The sequence below is a fragment of the Thiocystis violacea genome, from assembly GCF_016583575.1.
In the GTDB taxonomy this organism is placed as follows: domain Bacteria; phylum Pseudomonadota; class Gammaproteobacteria; order Chromatiales; family Chromatiaceae; genus Thiocystis; species Thiocystis violacea.
The window spans coordinates 30,058-56,762 of the sequence record NZ_NRRG01000034.1 but is presented as its reverse complement, the minus strand read 5'-3'; the positions used below and the strand labels follow the sequence as shown (position 1 = coordinate 56,762).

The 26,705-nt window shown below is 65.0% G+C and carries 19 protein-coding genes; 14 read left to right on the top strand and 5 right to left on the bottom strand.

The window, feature by feature from the left end; all coding sequences use genetic code 11:
• Positions 1–174: 174 nt before the first annotated feature.
• Both CKO27_RS15765 and CKO27_RS15760 read right to left on the bottom strand, forming a co-directional pair.
• Complete coding sequence (locus tag CKO27_RS15765; protein ID WP_200375861.1) at positions 175–3,288, bottom strand: efflux RND transporter permease subunit; 3,114 nt, start codon at positions 3,286–3,288, stop codon at positions 175–177.
• The gene (locus CKO27_RS15760; RefSeq protein ID WP_338116068.1) at positions 3,285–4,367 is read right to left on the bottom strand and encodes an efflux RND transporter periplasmic adaptor subunit; all 1,083 of its coding nucleotides are present in this window, start codon (positions 4,365–4,367) and stop codon (positions 3,285–3,287) included. The genes CKO27_RS15765 and CKO27_RS15760 overlap by 4 nt, the downstream gene beginning before the upstream one ends.
• A gap of 370 nt (positions 4,368–4,737) precedes the next feature.
• On the opposite strand from CKO27_RS15760, the gene pta reads away from it, so the two are divergent.
• From pta to CKO27_RS15720, 8 genes are all read left to right on the top strand, one after another.
• Positions 4,738–6,852, top strand: a complete 2,115-nt coding sequence (gene pta / locus CKO27_RS15755) for a phosphate acetyltransferase (protein WP_200375860.1) — start codon at positions 4,738–4,740, stop codon at positions 6,850–6,852.
• Positions 6,849–8,054 carry an acetate/propionate family kinase gene (locus tag CKO27_RS15750; protein ID WP_200375859.1) on the top strand — a complete coding sequence of 402 codons (1,206 nt, stop codon included), beginning with the start codon at positions 6,849–6,851 and terminating at the stop codon, positions 8,052–8,054. The genes pta and CKO27_RS15750 overlap by 4 nt, the downstream gene beginning before the upstream one ends.
• Positions 8,055–8,209: 155 nt before the next feature.
• Complete coding sequence (locus tag CKO27_RS15745) at positions 8,210–9,949, top strand: OmpA family protein (protein ID WP_200375858.1); 1,740 nt, start codon at positions 8,210–8,212, stop codon at positions 9,947–9,949.
• Between the two features lie 365 nt (positions 9,950–10,314).
• Positions 10,315–11,025 carry an EF-hand domain-containing protein gene (locus CKO27_RS15740; protein ID WP_200375857.1) on the top strand — a complete coding sequence of 237 codons (711 nt, stop codon included), beginning with the start codon at positions 10,315–10,317 and terminating at the stop codon, positions 11,023–11,025.
• Positions 11,026–11,133: 108 nt separating this feature from the next.
• Positions 11,134–12,036, top strand: coding sequence for a carbohydrate kinase family protein (locus CKO27_RS15735; RefSeq protein ID WP_200375856.1), 903 nt, complete (start codon positions 11,134–11,136; stop codon positions 12,034–12,036).
• A 56-nt stretch (positions 12,037–12,092) separates the two neighbouring features.
• Positions 12,093–14,066 carry an amylosucrase gene (locus CKO27_RS15730; RefSeq protein ID WP_200375855.1) on the top strand — a complete coding sequence of 658 codons (1,974 nt, stop codon included), beginning with the start codon at positions 12,093–12,095 and terminating at the stop codon, positions 14,064–14,066.
• Between the two features lie 107 nt (positions 14,067–14,173).
• Positions 14,174–15,253: a ribonuclease T2 family protein gene (locus CKO27_RS15725; RefSeq protein WP_200375854.1), complete on the top strand. Its 1,080-nt coding sequence runs from the start codon at positions 14,174–14,176 to the stop codon at positions 15,251–15,253.
• Positions 15,254–15,330: 77 nt separating this feature from the next.
• Positions 15,331–15,696 carry a 4a-hydroxytetrahydrobiopterin dehydratase gene (locus CKO27_RS15720; protein ID WP_200375853.1) on the top strand — a complete coding sequence of 122 codons (366 nt, stop codon included), beginning with the start codon at positions 15,331–15,333 and terminating at the stop codon, positions 15,694–15,696.
• 71 nt (positions 15,697–15,767) lie between these two features.
• Here the strand turns inward: CKO27_RS15720 and thiC are convergent, their stop codons facing one another.
• Entirely contained in the window at positions 15,768–17,660 is a 1,893-nt protein-coding gene (gene thiC / locus CKO27_RS15715) for a phosphomethylpyrimidine synthase ThiC (protein ID WP_200375852.1), read from the bottom strand.
• Positions 17,661–18,160: 500 nt separating this feature from the next.
• Between thiC and CKO27_RS15710 the strand changes: the two genes are divergently transcribed.
• Positions 18,161–20,251, top strand: a complete 2,091-nt coding sequence (locus CKO27_RS15710) for an EAL domain-containing protein (protein WP_242470949.1) — start codon at positions 18,161–18,163, stop codon at positions 20,249–20,251.
• On the top strand, positions 20,241–20,888 hold the full coding sequence (locus CKO27_RS15705) for a hypothetical protein (RefSeq protein ID WP_242470948.1): 648 nt from the start codon (positions 20,241–20,243) through the stop codon (positions 20,886–20,888). Before CKO27_RS15710 ends, CKO27_RS15705 begins: the two co-directional genes overlap by 11 nt.
• 49 nt (positions 20,889–20,937) lie before the next feature.
• Here CKO27_RS15705 and CKO27_RS15700 read toward each other — a convergent pair whose 3' ends face one another.
• Both CKO27_RS15700 and phaE read right to left on the bottom strand, forming a co-directional pair.
• Positions 20,938–22,005: a class III poly(R)-hydroxyalkanoic acid synthase subunit PhaC gene (locus CKO27_RS15700; RefSeq protein ID WP_200375850.1), complete on the bottom strand. Its 1,068-nt coding sequence runs from the start codon at positions 22,003–22,005 to the stop codon at positions 20,938–20,940.
• A 57-nt stretch (positions 22,006–22,062) separates the two neighbouring features.
• Positions 22,063–23,136: a class III poly(R)-hydroxyalkanoic acid synthase subunit PhaE gene (gene phaE / locus CKO27_RS15695; protein ID WP_200375849.1), complete on the bottom strand. Its 1,074-nt coding sequence runs from the start codon at positions 23,134–23,136 to the stop codon at positions 22,063–22,065.
• A 143-nt stretch (positions 23,137–23,279) separates the two neighbouring features.
• Between phaE and CKO27_RS15690 the strand changes: the two genes are divergently transcribed.
• From CKO27_RS15690 to phbB, 4 genes are all read left to right on the top strand, one after another.
• Positions 23,280–24,464 (top strand): acetyl-CoA C-acetyltransferase, encoded by a 1,185-nt coding sequence (locus tag CKO27_RS15690; RefSeq protein WP_200375848.1) that lies wholly within the window; start codon positions 23,280–23,282, stop codon positions 24,462–24,464.
• A 142-nt stretch (positions 24,465–24,606) separates the two neighbouring features.
• On the top strand, positions 24,607–25,083 hold the full coding sequence (gene phaR / locus CKO27_RS15685; protein WP_200375847.1) for a polyhydroxyalkanoate synthesis repressor PhaR: 477 nt from the start codon (positions 24,607–24,609) through the stop codon (positions 25,081–25,083).
• Between the two features lie 118 nt (positions 25,084–25,201).
• Positions 25,202–25,567, top strand: a complete 366-nt coding sequence (locus tag CKO27_RS15680) for a phasin family protein (protein WP_200375846.1) — start codon at positions 25,202–25,204, stop codon at positions 25,565–25,567.
• Between the two features lie 164 nt (positions 25,568–25,731).
• Positions 25,732–26,472, top strand: coding sequence for a beta-ketoacyl-ACP reductase (phbB, locus tag CKO27_RS15675; RefSeq protein WP_200375845.1), 741 nt, complete (start codon positions 25,732–25,734; stop codon positions 26,470–26,472).
• Positions 26,473–26,705 lie beyond the last annotated feature (233 nt).

The following is a 26,705-nucleotide window of genomic DNA, read 5'->3' as shown; positions in this document are numbered from 1 at the left end:
CTCCCTCCCGATCGGCGTCCATCATCCCTGTGTGCGGCTTGGTCGCACCATCCGCGAATGATCGATCAACAGCCGTTGGCAGTCGGGACAGCGCCAGCCCATGTTGCCGGTGGGTCCGAGCGAGCGACCGATGGTGGTGTCCCGGTGAGGATTCTGAGCCCGCTTCCTGATGGCTCAAGTGGATTCCAGCTCGCACTCCAGACGACGTTTGACCGCGCCGGGCGACTGGGTGCGCCGCGCCAGTTGATCATAGGCCACCGGCACCACGAACAGGGTGAAGATGGTCGCGGCCAGTACCCCGGCCAGGATCACGGTGCCGATCACCGCGCGCGTCTCGGCCCCCGCGCCGCTCGACATCAGAAGCGGGATGGAGCCCGCCGCCGTGGTGATGCCGGTCATGAGGATCGGACGCAGCCGGACATCGCTGGCGTGCAGGAGCGCGGCGCGGAATTCCTGCCCCTGGTCGCGCAGTTGATTGGCGAATTCGACGATCAGGATGCCGTTCTTGGCCGCCAGCCCCACCAGCATCACCAACCCGATCTGGCTGAAGATGTTCAGGCTCTGATCGCTGATCCAGAGCCCGAACAGCGCCCCGGCCATGGCGAGCGGGACCGTGAGCATGATGATCAGCGGGTGGATCCAGCTCTCGAACTGAGCCGCCAGGACCAGATAGACGACGATGAGGCCGAGGATGAAGACGAAGAGCACACCCTCGCCGCTGGAGCGGAAATCCCGGCTTTGGCCCTTGTAGTCGATCTGGACACGGTCGGGCAGATGCGCGCGCGCCTTGTCCTCCAGATAGCCGAGCGCGTCCCCGAGCGCCAGTCCGTCGGCGAGGTTGGCCTCGATGGTGATGGCGCGGATACGGTTGAAACGGTTCAGACTCGGCGAGTCGGCCGCCTCGAACAGCCTCGCGAGGCTGGCGAGCGGGATCAGCGCGTCGCTGCGCGCGGAGCGGACATAGATGTTCTCCAGGCTGGCCGGGGTGCGCTGCTCGGAACGCTCTCCCTCCAGGATGACGTCGTACTCCTCGCCCTGGTCCAGATAGGTGGTGACCTTGCGCGAGCCGAGCATGGTCTCCAGCGTGCGTCCGATATCGCCGACGGTCACGCCCAGGTCGGCCGCGCGATCGTAGTCGATCTCGACCTGGATCTGGGGCTTGGTCTCCTTGTAGTCCCAATCGATGCCCGTGAGTCCGGGATTGTCCTTTTCGATCTCGGCCAGCAGGGTATCGCGCCAGGCGACCAGTTCCTCGTAGGTTCCGCCGCCCAGGACGAACTGCACGGGTTTCTGGGTGCGCGCGCCGAAGCCCTGGCGCATGATCGGAATGGCCCGGACGCCGGGGAGGTCGCCGAGTTTGGCGCGAATCTCGTCCATGATGACCCAGGCCGAGCGCCGCAGGGTATATTCGTTCAGGACGATAATGGCCATGCCGGTATTGAAGGTCGCCGTGTTGGAGAAGGATCTTGGCGTGCGCACCAGTAGACGGATGGCCTCTCCGCTTTCCGTGTAGGGCATGAGACGCCGTTCGACCTCGTTCATGTAGGTCTTCATGTAGGCGTGCGAGGCGCCCTCGGGTCCGTTGATCAGGATGAAGAAGGCGCCGCGATCCTCCTTGGGGGTGTATTCGCTCGGGATCTGGTCGAACAGCCAGACGGCGGCCCCCAGTGTGCCGACCAGGGAGAGCAGCACGATCCAGGGCTGGCGCAGCAGCAGGCCCAGGGCGCGGCCATAGCCGCGACGTATCCGTGCGAAGAGGCGATCGATGGTTCCCGAGAGTCCACCGCTACCCTTGTCGCCGCCGTGGGTCGGCGGCAGGATTTGGGAGGCCAGCATGGGTGAGAGCGACAGGGCCACGAAGGCGGAGAAGACCACGGCGGCGGTCATGGTCAGGGCGAACTCGGCGAACAGTCGCCCGAGATCGCCTTGCAGGAAGGCGATCGGGATGAAGACGGCGGCGATCACGACGGTGGTCGCGATCACCGCGAAGCCGACCTGACGGGTGCCGCGATAGGCGGCGACCAGTCGCGTTTCTCCGTATTCCTCCATCCGGCGGTGGATGTTTTCCAGCACCACGATGGCATCGTCCACCACCAGTCCGATCGCGAGCACCAGTGCCAGCAGGGTCAGGATGTTGATCGAAAACCCGAGCATCAGCAGGACCGTGAAGGTGGCCACGATCGACACCGGCACCGTGACCGCCGGCACCAGGGTCGCCCGGATGCTTCCCAGGAAGAGAAAGATCACCAGGATCACCAGGGCGATGGCGATGGCGAGCGTCTTGTAGACCTCCTCGATGGCGCCTTTGACGAAGACCGAGGTGTCATAGCTCTGGCTCATCCGCATCCCCTCCGGCAGCGAAGGGCCGATCCGCTCCATCTCGGCCTTGGCCGCGTCCGCGACGGCGATGGTGTTGGCGGTGGACTGCTTGATGATGCCGATGCCGACCATGGGCATTCCATTGCCCCGGAAGAAGGTGCGGTCCTCCTCGGTGCCACGCTCGACACGCGCGACATCGCCCAGACGGACCAGATAGCCGTCCTCACCTCGCGCCAGGACCAGTCGCGCGAAGTCTTCCGCCGTGCCGAAGGCGCGATTGACGCGGACGCTGAACTGACGGTCGATGGACTCGACCCCGCCCGCCGGCAGCTCCAGATTCTCGGAGCGCAGCGCGTCCTCCACGTCCGCCACCGTGAGATCGCGCGCGGCCAGCGCGTTGCGATCCAGCCAGATCCGCATGGCGAACACCTGATTGCCGCCGACCCGCACCCTGGCCACCCCGTCGAGCACCGAGAAGCGGTCGACCAGATAGCGGCGCGCGTAATCGGACAGCTCCGGAACCGTCAGGCGCTCGCTGGAGAGGTTGAGCCAGAGGATGACGTCCTCGTTGCTGTCCACCTTCTGGATCTCGGGCGGCTCGGCCTCGCTCGGCAGTTGGTCCATGACCGCCGAGACCCGGTCGCGGATGTCGTTGGCCGCGCCGTCGATGTCGCGGTCGATATTGAATTCGACCGTGATCTGGGAGCGGCCATCCTCGCTGGTCGATTCGACGGTGCGAATGCCCGCGACGCCGGCGATCCGCTCCTCGATGATCTGAGTGACGCGGCTTTCCACCACCGCCGCCGCCGCGCCCCGATAGAGGGTCTCGACCGATACCACGGGCGGGTCGGTATCCGGATACTGACGCAGGGGCAGTCGGTCGAAGGACACCAGGCCGAACGCCACCAGGAGCAGCGAGAGAACGCTGGCCAGAACCGGGCGGGTGATTGAAATGTCCGACAGGATCAAGGCTTGGGCTCCGTCATGGCGCTAAGGTCGCGGGGGCCGTCCTGAACCGCCAGGATCCTGAGCGGCTGGCCGGGTCGGACCTTGTCGCCGCCATCGGTGATGACGCGATCCCCTGGGGCCAGCTCGGAGAGCACCTCCACCCAACCCGGCGAGCGGGAGCCGATCTGGATCTGGCGGCGCTCCGCCGTGAGAGCGCCTTTGTCCTCGATCACGCGCATGACGAAATGGTCGCGCGCGCCATGCAGGATCGCCGCCTCGGGAACCACCAGCCCCTCGCGCGGATTGAGCCGCACCACCACGCGCATCAGCAGCCCCGGCTTCAGGGCGGCCTCTGGATTGGGGATGATGGCGCGCACCTGGACCGAGCGCGTGACGGGGTCGATGCGGCTGTCCACCCCGCGCACCACGCCCTTGAAGACCCGGCCTTCGAAGGCCGCGCTCCTGGCCTCGATCCCGAGCCCTGGCTCGAGCGCATTGAGATAGACACTGGGGACGGCGAAATCGAGCTTCATCAGACGGTCGTCGTCCAGCGTCGTGATGAGGTCGCCGGGCTCGACCAGCGCGCCCCGGCTGATGTCGCGCAGACCCAGCACGCCATCGAAGGGGGCTTTGATGCGACGGTCCGCCACGCGCGATTCGAGCGCGGTCAGCAGGGCGCGGGTCGTGTCCAGGTCACGCTTGCGCTCGTCGAGCAGTGACTCCGAGGCCGAGCGCTGTGCCACCAGCGCCTTGACCCGGTTGTACTGACGTTCGGCCTCGCCGGCCCGGACTTTCGCCTCCTCCAGCAGGGCCTGCTCCTCGGCGCTGGTCATCTCGACCAGGAGATCGCCCGTGCGCACCCGTTGACCATCCTCGAAATGCACGGCCGAGATGGTCTCCGTCACCCGGGATGTGATGGCGACCGACTCATTGGCCGTGAGCGTCCCGAGGGCCTCGACCCGTTCGCTCAGGGGTTCCAGCCTGACGTCGGAAACCATCACCGGGGCAGGGGCGGGCGAGGCACCGCCCGAGCCTTGCGCGCAAACATTGGCGAATCCGAACGTCAGCGAGGCGAGAATGAACAGGGCGATGTGCCACACGGAGGAATGACCTTATAGTGAGCGGCCTCGATGAGCCGGTTGCATTCGATGTCAGGCGTTCGGGGCGGTCCCGAGGCGTCTCTCTAGGCGCGCCTGGCACCAACCCAGGACTCGCGGGCGTCGGCCCTGTCGATGGGGTTCGCTAATCCTGGCCTTAGGCTTTGGCCGCTGGATGGAGTTCCCGACTCGCCCCCGCGTCGTGACCTCTCGCCCGAGCGCCAGGCCCACGCCTCTGGCGGTCCGCGCGCGGCGGATCCATCGGCTATGTCACCACACCGTACCACCTTCGTTGCCATTATCTGGTATTTTTGCGCAGTGCAGCATTCCGGCCGTCCGCGCCGACCGTCCATTTCCGAAGTGAGTTTTAAGCATGCAAAGCATCTATATCGCCGGTGCCGGCGCTGGCAGTGGTAAATCCGTCGTCGTACTTGGGTTCATGGAGATGCTGTCGGCCGTGAATCGCAAGGTGGGCTTCTTTCGCCCCTTCGCGCCCAAGGACGGGGAGCCGGACAACCTCACGGCCCTGATCCGCGCCCGCTACGATCTGCCCTTTCCGTCCGAGATGCTCTACGGCTGTAGCGTCGAGACCGCCCGTCAGCTCATCGGCAGCGGCCATTACGACGAACTGCTCAAGCTCATCATGAACAAGTTCAAGATGCTTGAGGAGCGTTGCGATCTGGTGGTGTGCGCGGGCACCGACTACAACGGTCTCATCCCCTCGCTGGAATTCGGCTTCAATGTCGATCTGGCGAACAATTTTGGATGCAGTCTGGTGGCCGTGGTCAAGGGTTTCGGCCGCGGCCCCCAGGATGCCTGGGACGCCCTGCACATCACCCATGAGCTGATGCGCGAGCGCGGAGCCGATTTTCTGGCGAGCGTCGTCAATGGCGTCGCCCCGGAGGACGTGGAAACGGTGAAGGAACGTGTCCGCGATCTGCTCAGCGAGACCGAGACCGTCTACGTGCTTCCGGCCCGACCGGCGCTCGGCATGCCGACCGTGGGCGAGATACGGCAGGCGCTGGGCGCCGATTGTCTGTGCGGCGATGGCGACGCCCTTCATCAGGTGGTCACCAATTACAAGATCGCGGCCATGGAGATCCCGGATTTTCTCGGCTACATCGAGGACGGTTGTCTCATCATCACCCCCGGCGACCGCTCCGACATCATCCTCGCCAGTCTCGCGGCGGATGCCTCCTCGGCCTTTCCGCGCGTGGCCGGGCTGCTGCTCACCGGTGGATTACGACCGGCCGAGAAGGTCCAGCGCCTGATCGAGGGCCTGCGCCGGACCAAGGTCTCGATTCTCCAGGTTCCGCAGGATACCTTCGCCACGGCCATGAACGTCAGCCGCATCGAGGCGAGCATTCTGCCGGAGGACGAACGCAAGATCGCCGCCGCGCTGGGCGTGTTCGAGGGACATGTGGACATCGAGGAACTGCGCGGGCGTATCTCGGTGCGTCATTCGGACCGCATCACGCCGCTGATGTTCGAGTACGAACTCATCCGTCGCGCCAAATCCAGGCGTCAGCGCATCGTACTGCCCGAGGGCGGCGACGAACGCATCCTGCGCGCGGCCGAGATCCTCTCGCTGCGTCAGGTCGCGGATCTGACCCTGCTCGGCAATCCCGAGCGGATCCGCCGCCGCGCCGGCGAGCTGGGTCTCAAGCTCGACAACGTTCGCCTCGTCGACCCGGCGACCTCGCCCGAGCGCGAGCGCTATGCCCGAACCTATTACGAGCTGCGCAAGCACAAGGGGATGTCCGAGCAGATGGCCTATGACGTCCTGCAGGACGTCAGCTATTTCGGCACCCTGATGGTGTACCACAATGACGCCGACGGTATGGTTTCGGGCGCCATGCATACCACCCAGCACACCATCCGGCCCTCCTTCGAGACGGTCAAGACCAAGCCCGGCGTCAAGCTGGTTTCCAGCGTCTTCTTCATGTGCCTGCCCGATCGGGTGCTGGTCTATGGCGACTGCGCGGTGAATCCGAATCCCGATTCCGAGGAACTGGCCGACATCGCCATCAGCTCGGCGGCCACCGCCGCCATTTTCGGGATCGAGCCGCGCATCGCCATGCTTTCCTATTCGAGCGGCAGCTCCGGCAAGGGCGAGGACGTGGAGCGGGTGCGCGAGGCGGTGCGTCTCGTGCGCGAGCGCCGCCCGGACCTCAAGGTGGAGGGGCCGATCCAGTACGACGCGGCCGTGGACATCGAGATCGGCCGCTCCAAGATGCCCGACAGCGAGGTGGCCGGGCATGCCAGCGTGCTCATCTTCCCGGACCTCAACACCGGCAACAACACCTACAAGGCGGTGCAGCGCAGCTCCGGCGCGCTCGCCATCGGCCCGGTGCTGCAAGGCTTGAACAAGCCGGTCAACGATCTGAGTCGGGGCTGTACCGTGACCGACATCGTCAACACCGTCGCCATCACCGCCATCCAGGCCCAGGGCGAGACCCGCGCCGCCAACGAGGAGAGTTCGCAATGAAGGTACTGGTACTGAATTCCGGTAGCTCGTCGATCAAGTACCAGCTTTTTCGCGACCAGGACTGGGTGGCCATCGCCTCCGGGCTGGTGGCGCGCATCGGCGAGGCCGAGGGCGAGATCAAGCTCAACTGGCTCGACGACCAGGGCGCGTCCCACTCCAGTCAGGAGTCGCTGCCGATCCCGACCCACCAGGCCGGTATCGACCGTATCATCCGCTCGCTCAGGGAAAGCGGCGTGCTGACCGACGTGGCCGAGCTGGCGGCCATCGGTCATCGGGTCGTGCACGGTGGCGCCCGCTTCAAGCATCCGGCGATCGTGGATGACTCGGTGGTGGCCGCGATCCGCGAGGTGATCCCGCTCGCGCCGCTGCACAATCCGGGACATCTGGCCGGCATCGAGGTCGCGCGCGCGCTCTTCCCCAGCGTCCCATCGGTCGTGGTCTTCGATACCGCCTTCCATCAGACCATGCCGCCGACCGCCTACCGGTACGCGATCCCGGAATCGTTCTACAGCGAGCATCGGATCCGTCGCTACGGCTTCCACGGCACCTCGCACCATTACGTGGCCAAGCGCGCGGCGGCCATGCTGGGCAAGCCGCTCGATCAGTGCAACCTCATCACCCTGCACCTGGGCAACGGCGCCAGCGCGACCGCGATCCGCGCGGGTCAATGCATCGACACCTCCATGGGTCTGACCCCCCTGGAAGGGCTGGTCATGGGCACGCGCAGTGGCGACATCGACCCGGCGGTGCTCATCTATCTCTGCAAGCATCTGGGCTTCGACGCCGACGCGCTCGACCGGCTCTTCAACCGCCAGAGCGGCCTCGTGGGTCTGTGCGGCGTCAATGACATGCGCGAGATCGATCAGCTCGCCGCCGCAGGCGACGAGCGCGCCGAGCTGGCGATCGGCCTCACCACCCATCGGCTCAAGAAATACATCGGCGCCTATTACGCCGAGCTGGGACGGGTCGACGCCATCGTTTTCACCGGCGGGATCGGCGAGAACTCGGCCGAGATCCGCCGCCGCGCGTGCGAGGGACTGGAGCGACTGGGCATCACCCTGGACGCCGAGGCCAACGACTCGCGGGCCTCGCGCGGGGAGCGCCGTATCAGCTCCGCCTCGGGCGAGGTCAAGGTGCTGGTCATCCCCACCAACGAGGAACTGGAGATCGCCCAGCAGTCACGGCTCGCGGTCATGGGTTGAGCCTGGACGGCGCGCGTCCTTCTCGCGGGGCGGCGTCCGTCCTGGAGGGCCGTCCTTTCTAGGATCGGCCCCGTAAATGCTGGATAATCGGCCAACCTCGTGCCGCCCGCTGGCGAGACACGAGCGCCTAGAACAACCAGCCAATGGAGATGAGGATGTCCGAATCCAGCGTTTCGCCCAGTACGTCGTCCTGCAAGATGCTCGCGTTCTTCCTGTTGTTCGCCCTGGTCGGCGTCTATGTCCTTTACGAGTGGTATGACGACCGGCTCTATGCCCAGCTCGCCGGTAAGGATGCCTTGATCGCCGAATCGAACCGACAACTCAAGGAGATGGACGCGCGGCGGTTGGCGTCGGAGGAGGGGCGGAGCGCCCTCGGCGTCGAGATCCAAGCGCTCAAGGAGCGGCATCGGGCCGAACGGCAAGACCTGGCCAGCCAGATCGAGTCCCTTGAGCAGGCGAGAAGCGGTCTCGGACAGGATCTGGAGGGCCTCAAGGCCGAGCACGCAGCGGCACTCGCGGCCGAGCAGGGCAAGACCGCGGAGGTCGCCGCCGAAAAGGATGGGATCGCCGCGACCCTCGCGGAGACCCAATCCCTCTACCAGGCCGAGCAGGCCACGACTCAGGTTCTGCGGGCGGATCTCGACAAGGTGCATGAGGCCATCGCCGACGCGGTTACCGAGCATCAGGCGCGCGTCGCGGATCTGGAGCGCCACATCAACGAACGGGTGACCCTGGCCCGCACCTCGCCCGGCGACGCCGATCTGCTGAAGACGGCCACCGAGATGGGGATTCTGCCCTCGACCGAGAGCCGCGCCGCGCTGACCCAGGAGGTCTCCGACGAACTCGCCGGGGCCAAGGCCGCGCTGGCGTCTCTGCAAGCGGAGCACGAAGCCACGCGCGCGCGGCTCGCCGAGACGCAGGCCGAGCTTGAGCGCGCGCTTGAGGAGGACCAGTCCGTCGCGGAGACGGACCAGGAACCCGACATCCAGGCCCGGCTCGACGACCTCAACTCCCGACTGTTGACGGAGCGGGAGGTTCGCACGGCCCTGCAGAAACAGCACGAGGCCGCCATCGCCGCGCTCAAGGACAGCCTGAGCGAGCGCGAGGCGCGGCTGGCTACCGCCGAAAGCGGCCTGGAGGCCGCGCGAACGGCCGCCGCCCGATTGGACGAGGAATCGTCCCAACTCGCGGATGCCGGCACCCGGATCCAGTCACTGGAGTCCAGTCTGGAAGAGGCGCGCGCGCGGGCCGAGCAGACCCAGGCTGCGCTGCGCGAGCAACTGGCCGAGGCGAACGCCAGGCTGGCGTCCGCCGAGACGCGCCCGGAACCGGCGGTGCCCGCGACGGCCGAGCCCAGCCCAGCCGATATCGAGGCCCTCGCGTCGGCCACCGCGCGTATTCAGGCGCTTGAGACCGAACTGAACGAGGCGAGGAGCCAGGCGCGATCCGAGGAGGCCGCGGGAGGTCAGGATCTCGCGGCCGAACTGGCCCAACTGCGCGCGCTCCAGGCGGGCTTCGCCGAATTGAACGGAACCTATACGGACCGAGGGCTCTTGGTGCGTCTGGCCGAGGCCGAGCTGAGTTTCCCCGCCGGCAAGGCGACGTTGCCCGAGACCAAGCTGGCGAGCCTGGATCGGATCGCCGCGCTTCTGTCCGAGCAAGCGGCCTTGTCCGTGCGTATCGAGGGCCACACCGACAGTCTTGGAGGCGACGACTTGAACCTGACCCTGTCGCGTCAGCGCGCCGAGGCGGTCAAACAGGCCCTGAGCGATCGTGGCGTGGCGGCCGAGCGACTGAGCGCGGAAGGCATCGGCTCCGCGCGTCCCATCGCCAACAATGCGACGGCGGAGGGTCGGAGCAAGAACCGTCGGGTCGAGGTCTATCTCATCGACTAATGGGATGGCCCGCTCCGTTCATCCAACGGGCCCGCCTAGGTCACGCTGAGCGATGCGATTCGACATCGCCATACCGAGATAGCGGAGCGGACCGCGTCGATCCTCGTTCCGTACAACTGGAGTTGAGCGATTCCAGAGAGAGCCTCGCGGTTCGAGGCGCCGGGCGTGATCGGTCAGCGCCGATCACGGTCCGCATGATGATCAAGGGCGCTGCGCCGTTTGTCCGACGATAGGATCGGAAGGCGAATTTTGTCGAGCCGCCCGAGTCAGGCTGGCCGAGGAGGGCCTACAATGTCATGAGGACTAAAACCAGGCGTCGGGAGGCGGAACGGAATTAGAGCCGTTCAACCCGCGAGGAGCTTGCCATGAGTAGCGCGATCAGCGGTGTCGGCGGCTTTACGTCGATGCTTTATCAAACGGCCTCCAGGGGAGCCACGCAGCCGCCCGATCCGGCCACGCTAGCGGACAGCCTCCTTGGGAATCTGGATGCCGACGGCAATGGTTCTCTTGCCGAGTCGGAGTTCCAGACGGCTATCGAGGGGATGTCGGCCGCAAGCGGTCGTGCGTCCGCTACCAGTGCCGACGAGATTTTTTCGGCGTTCGATAACGATGGGGATGGCGAGGTCACCTCGACCGAACTCACGGATACCCTTCGGACCATTGCCGAGAGTCGTGATTTCGCTGCGGGGATAGGTGGTCCGGGTGGACCTGGTGGGCCAGGTGGACCTGGGGGGGCGGGTGGTCCAGGTGGGCCGCCGCCAGAGTCATCCGAATCGTCCGACAGCGAGACCGATTCGCGCCTGATCGCCGCGGCCGACACCAATGAGGATGGTGCCGTCAGTGCCGAGGAACTCGTCGCCTACTACCAAGCGAGCCAGACCTCGGCCACCGAGACCCTTGACGCCAGTGCGACCAGCACCTCGGCAACGACCTCGGAGAGTGCGAGTAGCGACAGCGTGACGAGCGGCCTTGACGCCAGGTCGAGGCAAACGATCATGCAACTGGCACAGACCTATGGCGGGGTCGAGAAAAGCGGTAACGCCAGCGCTTCCGGACTCCTGTCGATCTCCGCATAACCTCGTCGCCCTAGGCCGCGCGGGCGCCTGCTCGCTTGGCTATCCTGGAAAGGACCGAGCGGCTGGCCGCGGCCAGCCGCTCGGCTCGACTCCGGAGGATCTCCGACGATGCCATACCCCAACCCCTGTCTTTTTGGCGAAGTGCTGTTCGACGTTTTCCCCGATGGTCGGCGCGTGCTCGGCGGCGCGCCTTTCAATGTTGCCTGGCATCTCGCGGCCTTCGGCGCCGGGCCGCGTTTCATCAGCGCGGCTGGCGCGGATCCGGACGGCGAGCGGATCCGCGCGGACATGGAGGCGTGGGGCCTGGACACGTCCGGCCTTCAGACGGATCCCGAGCATCCGACCGGCCGGGTCCGGGTGAGCCTGGTCGACGGCGAACCCAGCTACGCGATCCTTCCCGAGCGCGCCTACGATTTCATCCGCGCGCCTATGGATAGCGGCTCGGTTGGGCTGCTCTATCATGGAACCCTGGCGTTGCGCGGCCCGGTGTCGGCTTCCACCCTGCTCGGACTCAAGCGAGGGATCCCGGATCTGGTCTTTCTCGACGTGAATCTGCGCGATCCCTGGTGGACGCTGGAGACCACCCTGGGGCTGGTGACGGACGCCGATTGGGTGAAGCTGAACCGGGATGAACTGGTGCGTTTATCCGCCGGGGAGGCGGGCGCGTCGGCCTGGCCGTTGCCCGACCTGGCGCGGCGGTTCCTGGAGCGGCACGCCCTGAGCGGGCTGGTGGTCACACTCGGCGGCGAGGGGGCGTTCGGTCTGACGCCGGAGGGCGGGCTGGAGCGGGTCGCCCCGGCGCCCGCGCTGGAGGTCGTGGACACGGTCGGCGCGGGCGATGCCTTCACGGCCGTGATCCTCCTCGGCCTGCTCCAGGGCTGGCCGCTCGCCACGACCCTCGCGCGCGCCCAGACCTTCGCCTCGCGGATCGTCGCGCGGCGCGGCGCGACCGGGACGGATCGAGCCCTGTATCAGCCATTCCTCGATCACTGGGGTCTCGATACCTACTAGCGCCTGGCTGGCGGTCCAGACCAGACCCCCGACTCACCCGCGGCTCTGGAGTCTCCATGTACGAACCGGTTTCCCATGCCCTGCTCAACGATATCCTCGATGCCCTCAGTCATCCGATCGCGCGGCAGGATCTGCGTCACTTCTATACCCGCCTGGGCGCGAATTTCTACGCCATTCATTCGCTGTTCGAGCACCTCTACGGTCATCGCGAGGACTTCCAGGAGCGGATCACCGAATTGACCGAGCGGCTGGCGCGCGCCTATCTCGATCGGCCCGAGGCGCTCCAGCGGATCGACATGGAGCGCGAGGAGAATCACAACTGGTTTCTGAGTCAGGAATGGACCGGTCTGGCGCTCTATCTGGATGGCTTCGCCACCACCCTGGAGGGACTGGTCGAGCGCCTGCCCTATCTCCAGGAACTGGGCGTCAACATGGTGCATGTGATGCCGATCCTGCGCTGTCCGCTGGGGGCGAGCGACGGCGGCTACGCGGTAAGTGATTTCCGCGCCATCGACCCGCGCGTCGGCACGGTCGAGGACATCCGCGCGCTCGCCGAGACGATGCACGCGCGCGGCATGCTGCTGACGCTCGACGTGGTGGTGAATCACACCTCCGACGAGCACGCCTGGGCGCGCGCGGCGCGCGCCGGCGACAAGAGCCGCCAGGATTTCTATTACGTCTTTCCGAACCGCGACGTCCCCGATATGTTCGAGGCGACCCTGCCCGAGATCTTCCCCGAGACCGCCCCCGGCAATTTCACCTGGGACGAGTCCATGGAACAGTGGGTGATGACGGTCTTCAATCGCTATCAATGGGATCTGAATTACTCCAACCCCTCGGTCTTCATCGAGATGCTGGACATCATTCTGTTCTGGGCCAATCAGGGCGCGGACATCGTGCGCCTGGACGCGGTCGCCTTTCTGTGGAAGAAGATCGGCACCCGCTCCCAGAACGAACGCGAGGCGCACCTCATCCTGCAACTGATGAAGGACTGCTGTCAGGTGGTCGCGCCGGGGGTGCTCTTTATCGCCGAGGCGATCGTGGCGCCTTCGGAAATCATCAAATATTTCGGCGAGGACGCGGTCATCGCCAAGGAATGCGAGATCGCCTACAACGCCACCTTCATGGCCCTGCTCTGGGACGCGGTGGCGACCAAGAACGCCAAGCTGCTCAATCAGGGCATTCAGAGCCTGCCGCTCAAGCTCGACCGGGCGACCTGGCTCAACTATGTGCGCTGTCACGATGACATCGGGCTCGGCTTCGACGACGCCGACATCCGCGCCTGCGATTACGAGCCCTATGCGCATCGCCGCTTCCTGATCGACTGGTTCACCGGGGCCTTCGAGGGCTCGCCCAGTCGCGGACGGCCGTTCGGGGTCAACCACAAGACCGGCGACGCGCGCATCGCCGGCGCCCTGGCCTCGCTCGCGGGACTGGAGAGCGCGCTGGAGACGGACGATCAGCCGGCGATCGACCAGGCGATCGCCCTCATCCTGACCCTGCACGGGATGATCCTCTCGTTCGGCGGCATCCCGCTGATCTGGTACGGCGACGAGATCGGTACCCTGAACGACCGCTCCTTCCTGGACGACGTCAACAAGGCCAGTGATGCGCGCTGGATCCATCGTCCGCGCATCGACTGGGAGCGCGCCGAGCGGCGCCACCAGCCCGGCAGCGTCGAGCAGCGCCTCTTCGATGGGCTCAAGCGGCTGATCGCGGTGCGCAAGAACACCCCGGCCTTCGCAGACTTCAACAACCGCGAGCCGGTCGACGTGGGCAATCCGCACCTTTTCGTCTTCCTGCGCACCCACCCGACCATGCCGACCAGCTCGGTGCTGGTCGCGGCCAATTTCGACGCCGCGCCGCAATATCTGGATCTGGATGATCTCAGCCACCGCGGGTTGTTCGGTCGCGGGCCGCTCCAGGATCTGGTCACGGGCGAGTCGCCCACACTGTTCAACAATCGTCTGGTGATCCCGCCCTATCATTTCCAATGGCTGGCGAATCCGCGCGGACGCTCGCTGTTATAGGCGCTCCCAGGACGATCCGGCGCTGGATCCTTGACCGGTCGCCGGGCGGACAGGAGCCTCATCCAATCAGCGGATTTGATACTTCACCCATGACGCGGAGGCTCGCTATGCGACAGCTCATCTTTTCGGCGGCGCTGTTCCTGTCGGTCGGTCTCGCCGCTCCGACCCAGGCCCAGGAGGTCAATCTCAAGGGTTATTTCATCGCCCTCAAGGCCTGCGAGGCGACCAAGAAGAAGGATCGGGACAACCCCGGCAACATCCGGCTCGAACCCCGGCGCGCCTACGACATGATTGGACGCAACGCCACGCCTGGCAGCCACTATCGCATCCTGGTGCCGGGCGCGCCCCTGACCGAGGCGCGCTGGGTTCCGATGGGCTGCGGGGCCTATGCCCCGAAGGATTCACTGGTCCTCGTCGATGGCGAGCCGGGGTCGGGCGGCGGTTCCGGTGGCGGTCCGGGCGGCGCGGGCCTGACGCCCGACAGCATCGAACTGGTGCTCGCCGCGAGCTGGCAACCGGGGTTCTGCGCCACCAGTGCCGGCCGGGACAAGGCGGAGTGTCGATCGCAAACGGCCGAGCGCCACGACGCCAGCCATTTCTCGCTGCACGGGCTCTGGCCGGACGATCTGGACGACAAGGCGATCTTTCCCTGCTATTGCGGTCGCGGCGCGCCCATCGACTGCTCGGCCAGCCAGGACAGGGACGCCGGGATCGATCTCTCCTCTGGGGTGATGGCGCGCCTGGAGGTGGCCATGCCGGGGGTGCGATCCGGTCTGCACCGGCGCGAATGGCCGAAGCACGGTGCCTGTTACGAGGCGGACAGGAGTGGACCCGACGCCGGGACCGATCCGGATGAGTACTTCTCCGAATCGCTGGCCCCGCTGGACGCCCTCAACGCCTCGGGTGTGCGCGATCTATTCGTCGCCCGGCTGGGCGAGATCCTGACCCGCGACCAGATCGAGTCCGCCTTCGACGACGCCTTCGGCGCGGGCGCGGGCGAGCGCGTTCTCATTCGCTGCGCGCGGGTCGGCGGCGAGAACATCATCACCGAACTCTGGATCAGTTTGAACGGCGATATCGGCGAGCCGGCCGAACTGGGGCGTCTCATCCAGGCCGCCCCGCCGACATCCAAGTCGAGCCATCAGAGGAGTTGCGCCCAAGGGCGCGTGACCCGCGTGGCGAATTAGCGCCGGGGCCTTGATGGGCGCTTCGGCCCTCCGGTCGAGGCGCCGGGTTCGAACCCGCATGACTGGAGTGAATCCCTATGTCCACCGACAAGATCCATACCGAAGCCGAGATCCGGCAACGCCTGCAAGCCGAACTTCCCCACTGGTATTACGCGGACGGCGCCATTCATCGCGAATACCGCACCAGTGGATGGAAAGGCACGCTGATGGTCATCAATACGGTCGGGCACCTGGCCGAGGCCGCCTGGCACCATCCCGACCTACATGCCTCCTACGCCCGAATCATCGTCACGCTGCTAACCCACTCGGCCAATGGCGTCACCGACAAGGACTTCGAGCTGGCGCGCAAGATCGAGGACACGGTGACCTGGCGGCCGGCCGCCGACAGCGCCCTCGAAGGCACGCCGGATGACGCCCGGTACGAGTACATCAAATACGACTGATCCCCCGTGCCTGTCGGTCCACCGGGACCGACCGCCTGGGGTTCGATCCTGTTCTACAGGATCGTTAGCGACTAGATCGCCTTATAGATCGCCGCCCCTTCCTCCAGAAACTCCCGCGCCTTCTCCTTCATGCCTTCCTCCACCGCGACCGAGATGTTCTCGATCCGGTGCGCCTCGGCATAGTCGCGCACATCCTGCGTGATCTTCATGGAACAGAAATGCGGGCCGCACATGGAGCAGAAGTGGGCGACCTTGTGGGCGGCGTGGGGCATGGTCTGGTCGTGGTATTCGCGGGCGCGGTCGGGGTCGAGGGAGAGGTTGAACTGGTCTTCCCAGCGGAATTCGAAGCGGGCCTTGGAAAGGGCGTTGTCGCGGATCTGAGCGCCGGGAAGGCCCTTAGCGAGGTCGGCGGCGTGGGCGGCGATCTTGTAGGTGACGATGCCGTCGCGCACGTCCTGCTTGTTGGGCAGACCCAGATGCTCCTTCGGTGTCACGTAGCAGAGCATGGCGGTGCCATACCAGCCGATGTTGGCGGCGCCGATGCCGGAGGTGATGTGGTCGTAAGCCGGTGCGATGTCGGTGATCAGCGGGCCGAGGGTGTAGAAGGGTGCTTCGTAACAGTCGGCCAGCTCCTTGGTCATGTTCTCCTGGATCATCTGCAAGGGGACATGGCCGGGGCCTTCGATCATGACCTGCACATCCTGCTCCCAGGCGAATTTGGTCAGCTCGCCGAGGGTTTCCAGTTCGGCGAACTGGGCGCGGTCGTTGGCGTCGGCGAGCGAGCCGGGACGCAAGCCGTCGCCCAGGCTGAAGGCGACGTCATACGCCTTCATGATCTCGCAGATCTCGCCGAAATGGGTGTAGAGGAAATTTTCCTGGTGATGGGCCAGGCACCATTTGGCGAGGATGGAGCCGCCGCGCGAGACGATGCCGGTGAGGCGATCGGCCGTGAGCGGCACATAGCGCAGCAGTACGCCGGCATGGATGGTGAAGTAGTCGACCCCTTGCTCGGCCTGCTCGATCAGGGTGTCGCGCATCAGCTCCCAGGTCAGTTCCTCGGGCTTGCCGTCGACCTTCTCCAGCGCCTGGTAGATGGGCACGGTGCCGATCGGCATGGGGGCGTTGCGCAGGATCCATTCGCGGGTCTCGTGGATGTTCTTGCCGGTCGAGAGATCCATCAGGGTGTCGCCGCCCCAGCGCGCCGACCAGACCATCTTCTCGACTTCTTCTTCGATGGATGAACTGAGCGCGGAGTTGCCGATATTGGTGTTGATCTTCACCCGGAAGTTGCGCCCGATGATCATGGGCTCCAGTTCGGGGTGGTTGATGTTGGCTGGGATGATGGCGCGCCCGCGGGCGACCTCGGCGCGGACGAATTCGGGAGTGATGGTCTCGGGCAGGGCGGCGCCGAAGGAGTGACCGGGATGCTGACGCAGCACCTTGGCGTAGCGCGGATCGGCGCGCAGTTCGTCGAGCCGCATGTTCTCGCGGATGGCGATATATTCCATCTCGGGGGTGACGGTTCCCTGGCGGGCGTAGTGCATCTGGGTGACGTTGCGGCCGGGCGCGGCGCGGCGCGGGGTGCGCAGATGCTCGAAACGCAGATGGGCGAGGGCTGGATCGTTCTGGCGGGCAAGGCCGAAGGCGGAGGTCGGTCCGGTCAGGAATTCGGTATCGCCGCGCTCCTCGATCCAGGCGGTGCGCACATCCGCCAGACCGGCCCTGAGATCGATGCGCGCGTGCGGATCGGTGTAGGGACCGGAGGTGTCGTAGATCAGGACCGGTGGATTGTCCTCGTCGCCCTGGTTGGTTTGGGTGGGCGTCAGGGTCACCTCGCGCATCGGCACACGCAGGTCCGGACGGGAGCCGATGACATAGCGTTTGCTGGAACTGGGGAAGGGCCGGGTCACCTCCTCGGACAGCCGGGCGGTCTTACGGACGAATTCTTTTGGGATGGCGCTCATCTGGATACCTCGAGGCTGGTGCGCGGCGCCTGGGGCGCCTCTGATCGATGCGGGGATCGCGAGCCGCGAGGGATTGAGAAAGCGCCTCCGGCGAGGCGGTTCGACCTGGCTTCCAGGGATCGGCGGCGAGTGGACAGGAGGCGGGGCGGGAGGGGCGCGCCGGATCGCTCCGTCCTCTGTCGGAGCGCCCTGCGCGTTTGCGATCTCGCCTGCTTTCCTGCGCCGGCATGATCCGGATCAGGTTCAAAGGGTCTTCTCTCAGCCCGTGACGATTTCCGCCAATACCGGGTGCTCGGCCGAACCCTGAGGTCCGAATCTCGAGAAACCAGCGGCGGCGGATCGTCACGGACACCCCCAGCAGCAGCATCTAGGCTCCGAAACTAGCGAAAGGGCGCGGTGATTTCAATAGAAACCCGCCCGCGACGGATTTGCGAAACCCGAGCGGGCCATTCATCATCGCCCCAGACGATGGCGTGTTCCATACACAGGTTCTACAGGATATGAAACCTACCACCAATGAAGCCTCGCGCGGCCGTGTCTTCTGCTTGGGCGTCGATCGGGAGCTGATGGCGGAACTGGACGCCGTTCTGGAGCCCAGGGGTGTCCGGTTGGTCGCCTTCGCCAAGGCGCTCGATCTCATCCGGGAGGCCGCGGGATCATTGCCCCAGGTCGTTCTGCTCGATCTGGCGGAGTTCTCCGGGGAGGGCCGGCTCGGTGGCTTCATCGCGGCCCTCGCCGATGTCGCGGGCGCACGCCCGAACCTGATCGGCATCGCCAGCAGGGAACGTGGCGAGGATACCCTGGAGCACAGGCTGGGCGCGATGCGCGCCGGGGTAGCCAGCTATCTGGTCGCTCCGGTGGCGGTCGGGCGTCTCGCCGCCCGGATTCTCCGAATGTGCGGCCTCATCGAGGCCAGGCCCTATCGCATCCTGCTGATCCTGGCGGATCCGGTCGAGGGCCGGAAACTCGCGACCCTGCTCGCCAGCCTCGGCATGAAGGCCCTGGTGGTCGAGGATCCAATGAAGGTGCTCGCGCGCATGCTGGCCTTCAGGCCGAATCTGATTCTGGCGGATCTCTATTTTCCGGCGCTCTCGGGGGCCGAACTGGCGGCCATCATTCGCGATCACGATGACTTCTTTGGGATCCCGCTGCTCTTTCTGTCCGGGGAAACCGATCTCGACAGGCAACTGGAGGCGCTCAAGGCCGGGGGCGATGGCTTCGTTTCCAAGCCCGTGCGTCGCGCGGCCCTGATCGCGGCGGTCGAATACCGGATGCGGATGTCGCGCTGGCTTCAGGATCGCCGCACCCTGGTCAATCGTCGCGAGAGCGCGGGTGGATTCCTGCCGCGCGATGTCTTCATGCGTCATCTGGAGCGGATCATCCACGCGGACGAGGTGGCCGGCGATGGGCAGGGCCTTTTGCTCATCGAGCTGGACACCTCCCAGTCCCTGCTTGAGACGCTGGGTCTCGGCGCCACCGAGGCATTACTGCGGGAGCTGGAAATGCGGCTCGGCAAACTGGTGGGCGCCGAGGAAAGCGCGACGCGCCTGGACGACTTTCGGTATGCCCTCCTGGCCAGGCGTGAGAGCGCGGAGCAGTTGAAGGGGTTGGCCGACGAGTTACGCGGCCAGTTGGCCGGGCTGAAGCCAGGGAACCTGGAGAAGGAGCTCCCGGTCACGGTGAGCGTGGGTGTCGGCACCTTCAATCCACCGCCGGACGATGTCTCCGCCCTGGTGTCGCGTGGCGAGAAGGCGGTCTTGAGCGCGAAACAGGCCGGCGGGAACCGAATCCAGGTCTGGTCGCCTGGTGGAGCGGGGGGAGGAGGAACCCAGGAGGCCGAATCCGTGATTAAGCGGCTGGTGACCACCGCGCTGGCTCACGACGGCCTGTTGCTGCTGTTCCAGCCGATTCTTTCGCTGAACCGTCAGGAGGATGAGCTGTACGAGGCCGTGATCAGGTTGCGGACCCTGGATGGCGAGGAGATCCCGCCCGCGGATTTCCTGTCCGTCGCGGAGCGCTCGGAGCTGATGCCGAGGATCGATCGCTGGGTGCTGCGGCGGGCCTTGGAAATCATGCGCGCGCGCCGCGTCGAGCATCCCAGGTTGAAGCTGCTGGTGCATCAGAACATCACGACCCTGACCGCTCCGGAGTGGTTTCCCTGGCTGCGCGACCAGATCGTCCAGGGGAATCTGACTCAGGTCTATCCCTTGTTGCAGGTTCAGATGAACGACATTCGTCAGCATCGCGGCGACGCCAAGCCGCTGATCGAGCGTCTGCGCAACTATGGGATGCAGATCTGCGTCTGTCATGTCACGGGTCTGAGGGAAGAGGTCTCCCTGCTGGGGCGGCTCGGCGTGACGCTGGTCAAGCTGTCGCTTCAGACGACCCGCGAGATGGAACAGACGCGACTCATGGATGTGATCCAGTCGCTTCAGGTGCGCGGTATCTCGGTGATCGCTCCGGGCATCGACGACCAGGCCGGCGTCTCGCGCGTCTGGACCTGTCGGCCGGATTTCATCCAGGGCCATTATCTCCAGATGCCGAGCCCGGATTTGACCTTCGATTTCCAGCGTATGTCGCATGAAAATTGAGCCCCTCGCCATCGATGGCCCAACCTCCGCGCCGGACGACCCCAAGGGGCCGAAACCGCTTTCGCCCGCCCATACGGGTCGCTTGGTGCTGACCCCTGCCGATCCTCATGCCGCCCCGGATAGCGGTTTACTGATCGAGGCGCTGACCACGGCGGGATTTCTCGGCGAACGTCTGGGCGAACATCTGGGCGAAGGCGGCGCTCGCGCCTTCCGGATCGGGCCTGGGTTCCTGAGTCTGCTGGCCTTCGCTGGCTGTTCGGTCTGGGTTCGGGATGAGCCCGAGGCCGACACCCGCTTCGCCCATATCCGCATTCCGCCCGCCAGCGCGCATCCCTGGCTGTTATCGGGTCGCAATACCAGGGCGCCAAGGTGTCTGGGGTGTCGGGCGCGATTGACCGACTGGCGCGAGCGCACGGACCATTGGGCCGCGCATCCGCATGCCGGTGTGAGTTGTCCGAGCTGTGGCGAAACGCGTGCGCCTTGGGGATGGGACTGGAAGCAGCAGGGTGGGTTCGGCTGCCTCTTCATCCAGGTGGAGGAGGTCTTTCCAGGGGAGGCGACGCCAACCCAGTCGCTGTTCGATCTGTTGATCCGAGCCAGCGGTGCCGGCTGGCATCACTTCTACGTGCAGGATTAGAGATCCAGCCGCCAGCCCCTGTGTCGGGCCGACGGCTGGAAGGCTTGGATCAGCTTCGCTCGTTGAGCCACTTGCCGATCGCGGGGGTGACTTCCTTCTGCGCCTTGCCGCTGACGTAAATGCCGATGTGGCCGCCGGGGAAGGCCAGTTCCGTGTAGTCCTTGCTGCCGACCAGGCCCTTGAGCGCCTTGGAGGCATCCGGCGGAACCAGGTGATCCTGGAGCGCGAAGATGTTGAGCACCGGGCAGGTGACGTGCTTGAGGTCCACTTCACGCCCGCCGAGCTTCACGCCGCCGTTGATGAAGCCGTTGTTCTGGTAGAAATCCTTGATGAACTGACGGAAGGTCTCGCCGGCCTGGTCCGGGCTGTCGAAGATCCATTTCTCCATGCGCAGGAAATTCTTGACCTTGTCCGGGTCATCGAGCAGATCGACCATGTTGACGTATTTCTGGCCGGTCAGGCTGAAGGGCTTGAGCGACAGGAAGGTCCAGTTCAACAGCTCGCCGGGGATGTTGCCCATGGTGTCGACCGCCAGGTCGACGTCCATATTCCGTACCCAGGCGGACAGCAGATTGTCCGGGGTCTTGAAGTCGACCGGGGTGACCATGGTCACCAGGTTGTTGACCTTGTCCGGGTGCAGCGAGGCGTACATCAGACTGAAGGCGCCACCCTGGCAGATGCCGAGGATGTTGACCTTCTCGACGCCGTGGGATTCGCACAGGAAGTCCACGCAGCGGTCGATGTAGCCGTTGATGTAGTCGTCCAGGGTCAGGGCGCGGTCGGCCTGGTCCGGGTAGCCCCAGTCGATCAGATAGACGTCCTGGCCGGTGGCGAGCAGCCCCTTGATGGTGGAGCGGTCTTCCTGGATGTCCGTCATGTAGGGCCGGTTGACCAGGGCGTAGACGATCAGCAGCGGCACCGCGCCGGGCGTGACGCCCTCGGGGGTGTCGTAGCGGTAGAGGACCAGCTTGTCCTCGCTGTGAACGGGCTGTTTCGGGCTGACGCCGGTGTCGATGGCCTCGGCGTTGAGCAGGTTTTCCATGCCCTGACCCAGCTTGCGACTGTAGTCGAGCATTTCCTGGGCGAGCTTGTCTGGCCGGATATCGATAGGGAGCATATTGTCTTTCCTCGCGGTGTTCGTTGGTTGCGCGGCCTAAGGTCGATATCCGCCGGTCTATTCGGTCGGATCGGTCTTGGTGGCGCGTCGACGCGCCGGGGCCTTGGTGGCTGGCGCGGTCGCCTTGAGGGCGGTCGCGGGTGTGGCGCTGACGGGCGTCTCGCCGGCCAAGGCCGCCACGCGCCGTTCCAGCGCATTCAGGCCCTGACGCAGCTGCTTGTTCTCGCGCCGGGTTTCCTGGAGACGATCCTGTAGGGTGCGCAGCTCGCTGCGGGTCGGCATGTTCATGGCGCCGAGGTTCTCGTCCACCAGGATCGACATGCGCTTCTTGAGCGCCATCTGGGCGTTGACCAGACGGCCATGGATCGCGGCGTACTCGGGGGTCGCGACCTCGTCGGCATACACCGACTCGCAGCAGCGGACCCAGTTGTCATAGAGGGCGCGCGCGGAGTCGATGCTCTTGCCGCTGTCGATCACTTCCTGGATGTAGCCGCCCATGCGCTCGACCGACTTCATGCCGAGTCCGCTGTAGAAGTTGCTGTACTCCTGTTGGGCCGCCTGGTAGTCCAGGGCGCTGCGCATGAGCTCCTGGTACTGGCTCTGCTCCTCGCGGGTATAGCCGAGGCCGGGGGCGGAGAGGGCGCGGTCGAGGTTGCCCTTGAAATGCTCGTGCGGCATGTTGCGCAGGAAGTCGCCGGGCATGGGCGACATGGACGACATCATGCGCTGCCAGTTGTCGAGCGGCAGCTCCCAGAAGGACATCATGCGCTGCATGGCGTTGCCGCCGTCGTCGAGGGATCCGCTGAATTGCTTCTGCATGTCCTCGAGCGCCTTGGTCCAATAGGCCACGCCGTTGGTGGCGGTTCCATCGTCTGGACGGTTGGAGAAAGTTTCCGCCATGCGGAAGAAATTCTTGCCCTGATCCATCATCTTTTCCATGAAGGAACGGGAGAGATCGGGCGCCGCCGGCGACAGGGCCTTCCACCAGTGGTTGAGCGCGTCTTCCCAGGGCGCCGTCATGTTCGCCTCGCCATCCTGACCCATGGCCTTGCGGCTCATGGCGGACCAGCTATCCCAGTACTTGCGTTGAAGATCCAGCCAGTCGTTGTTGAAAAAGGTATCGTTACTCATGCCTTGGCCCTCCTCGGGGGGTGTTATCGGGCCAACGTTATCATGCGGATTTGTGCACTGCAACAAAGGTGCGTAGAATCCGCCCGCCACAAGCCCCAACCAATGGGCGATTCCGCACCTTCAAGAGAGAGGACATTCACACCATGAGCGAGAATATCGTCATCGTCGACGCTGGCCGTACCGCCGTCGGTACCTTCGGCGGCTCACTTTCCACCCTGTCCGCGACCGAGATCGGTACCACCGTGCTCAAGGCCCTGCTCGCGCGCACCGGTATCGCGCCCGACCAGATCGACGAGGTGATTCTCGGCCAGGTTCTGACCGCCGGCGTGGGTCAGAATCCGGCGCGTCAGACGACCCTAAACGCCGGTCTGTCGAATTCCGTCCCGGCCATGACCATCAACAAGGTCTGCGGCAGCGGGCTCAAGGCGGTGCATCTGGCGATGCAGGCGGTGGCCTGCGGCGACGCCGACATCGTGATCGCCGGCGGTCAGGAGAGCATGAGCCAGTCCGCGCACGTTCTGCCGCGTTCGCGCGAGGGACAGCGCATGGGCGATTGGGCGATGAAGGACACCATGATCGTCGACGGTCTCTGGGACGCCTTCAACAACTGCCACATGGGCGTCACCGCCGAGAACATCGCCAAGCAGTACGCCTTCAGCCGCGAGGCCCAGGACGATTTTGCCGCCGGCTCCCAGCAGAAGGCCGAGGCCGCTATCAAGTCCGGCCGCTTCAAGGACGAGATCATTCCGGTGAGCATCCCGCAGCGCAAGGGCGACCCGCTGGTGTTCGACACCGATGAGTTCCCGCGCGCCGGAACCACGGCCGAGGGCTTGGGCAAGCTGCGTCCGGCCTTCGACAAGGCCGGCACCGTGACCGCCGGCAACGCCTCCGGCATCAACGACGGCGCGGCCATGGTCGTGGTGATGAAGGAGTCCAAGGCCAAGGAACTGGGCCTGACCCCGATGGCCCGTCTGGTCGCCTTCGCGAGCGCGGGCGTGGATCCGGCCATCATGGGTACCGGCCCCATCCCGGCCTCCACCAAGTGTCTGGAGAAGGCGGGCTGGACGCCGGCCGATCTGGATCTGGTCGAGGCCAACGAGGCGTTCGCCGCGCAGGCCATGTCGGTCAACCAGGACATGGGCTGGGATCTTTCCAAGGTGAACGTCAATGGCGGCGCGATCTCGATCGGTCACCCGATCGGCGCCTCCGGTGCTCGGGTTCTGGTCACGCTGCTCTATGAGATGCAAAAGCGCGATGCCAAGAAGGGTCTGGCGACGCTCTGCATCGGCGGTGGTCAGGGCGTCGCCCTGGCGGTCGAGCGGTCGTGACGCCATGGTCGCCGGCTTCTGGCCGGCGGCCGTGGATCGCCTGGCTCCAATCGGTTCGGGCGCCTCGCCGACCTCGGTCGGCGAGGCGTTCGCGCGAATGGGGTAAACTTGCCGAACGACAAGCCGAGCCGTATGGGTGCCCATGAACAGCGAGCGAATCATCAAGAAGTATCCCAACCGCCGCCTCTACGACACCGAGGTCAGTCGCTACATCACCCTCTTGGACGTCCGCGGTCTTGTGATGAGCCGGACCCGATTCAAGGTCGTCGATGCCGCGAACGACAACGACATCACCCGTTCCATCCTGCTTCAGATCATGCTGGAGGAGGAGACCGGCGGCGAGCCCCTGTTCAGTGCCTCCATGCTGGCCCAGATCATCCGTTTCTATGGCGGAACCCTGCAGGGCACCTTTGCCCGCTATCTTGAGTCCTCGCTCGATCTCTTCGCCGATCAGCAGCAGGAGATGGCCAAGGCTCTCGGCGACAACCCCTTCGAGGCCATGACCCGCCTGACCCAGAAGAACGTCGAGATCTGGTCGGATCTCCAGGACGAATTCATGCGCGCGGCCGGCTTTCCCGTCGCTGGCGAGCGCAAGAAGGACGACGAGTCGCCGATCTGATCGAGGCTTGCCTTTCTCAATCGAAAGAATTGCAAAAAAGACTCTTGACCGAGTCGTTCCGGACGATTATTGTGCGATGCAACATTGCTGCACTGCACAAAATCCTGGAGAGACACACATGAACAGCACCGATAGCATCAAGAACGTCAATGAGTGGACCGAGAAGAGTGTCGAGCGCGCGACCAGTCTCGGCGAGCTGAATGTTCGCATCTTCGAGAAGATGGCGGCCCGTCAGATGGAGGCCATGACCCTCTACATGGATCACGCCATGCGCGTCATGAAGCTGGCCACCGAGTCCAAGGGCTACAATGAGTTCTTCACCGGTCAGGTCGATGCCACCAAGGAACTGAGCGAGCGCGTTCTGGCCGAGAGCAAGACCACCATGCAGCTCGCCGGCGAGGCTCGCGACGACTATCGCGTTTGGTTCGAAAAGAACCTGAGCGACGTCAGCGCCGACCTGCGCAAGACTGTCGCGACCGCCTGATCGACGGCGTCGCCTAGCGGTCCAGGGATGGACCGCCATTGGCCATGATTCCCGATGTGACGGGGATCACGGCCAATGGAGGCCGGGCTTCACCTGACCTTCGCCCTGGTAGTAAATTATCCCTGAACAATAATTCCGACGACAAACGTCACTGGAGGAAACATATGGCCCGCATCGCACTCGTCACTGGCGGCATCGGCGGCATCGGCACCGCGATCTGCACCCGTCTGGCCAAGGACGGATGTACCGTCGTGGCGAATTGTCACCCGTCCGAGGCCCAGGCCGCCGAGGAGTGGAAGCAGGCGCGCGCGGCCGAGGGTCTCGACATCGCCACCATCACGGCGGATGTCTCCTCGTTCGAGGACAGCACCCGCATGATCCAGGAGATCACCGAAAAATTCGGTCCGGTCGATATCCTGGTGAATTGCGCCGGCATCACCCGTGACAAGACCTTCAAGAAAATGGAGCTCGCGCACTGGGAGGCCGTGATCAATGTCAACCTCAATAGCGTCTTCAATGTGACGCGCCCGGTGTGGGATGGCATGTTGGAGCGCGGCTTCGGGCGCATCATCAACATCTCGTCCGTCAACGGACAGCGTGGACAGTTCGGTCAGGCGAATTATTCGGCGGCCAAGGCCGGCATGCACGGTTTCACCATGGCGCTGGCGCAGGAAGGCGCTTCCAAGGGCGTTACCGTGAATACCATCTCGCCCGGTTATGTCGAGACCGCCATGACCCTGGCGATGGATGACAGCGTGCGCAACAGCATCATCGGCGGCATTCCGATGCGCCGCATGGCCCAGCCGGAAGAGATCGCCGCCGCGATCGCCTTCCTCGCCAGCGACGAAAGCAGCTACCTGACGGGCGCGAATCTGCCGGTCAACGGCGGTCTGTTCATGCATTGATTTAAGCGCGGATCAGGCGTAAGCGAGTAGTTAAGCAAGCCTGACCGTCACTGGATTTTACCGAGTCCTCCTCGTCTCTCTCATCATGAGACGTTTCCAGCCCGGCTCCCCGCCGGGCTTTTTTTTGCTTGTTTTCCATCAGTCTCACCCCGTCGCGGGATTCCGCCGGCTTGTCATCGACCGAGACCTTGTCTAAAACTCACTGACAACTGACAAGAAGGAGATCCGAAGCC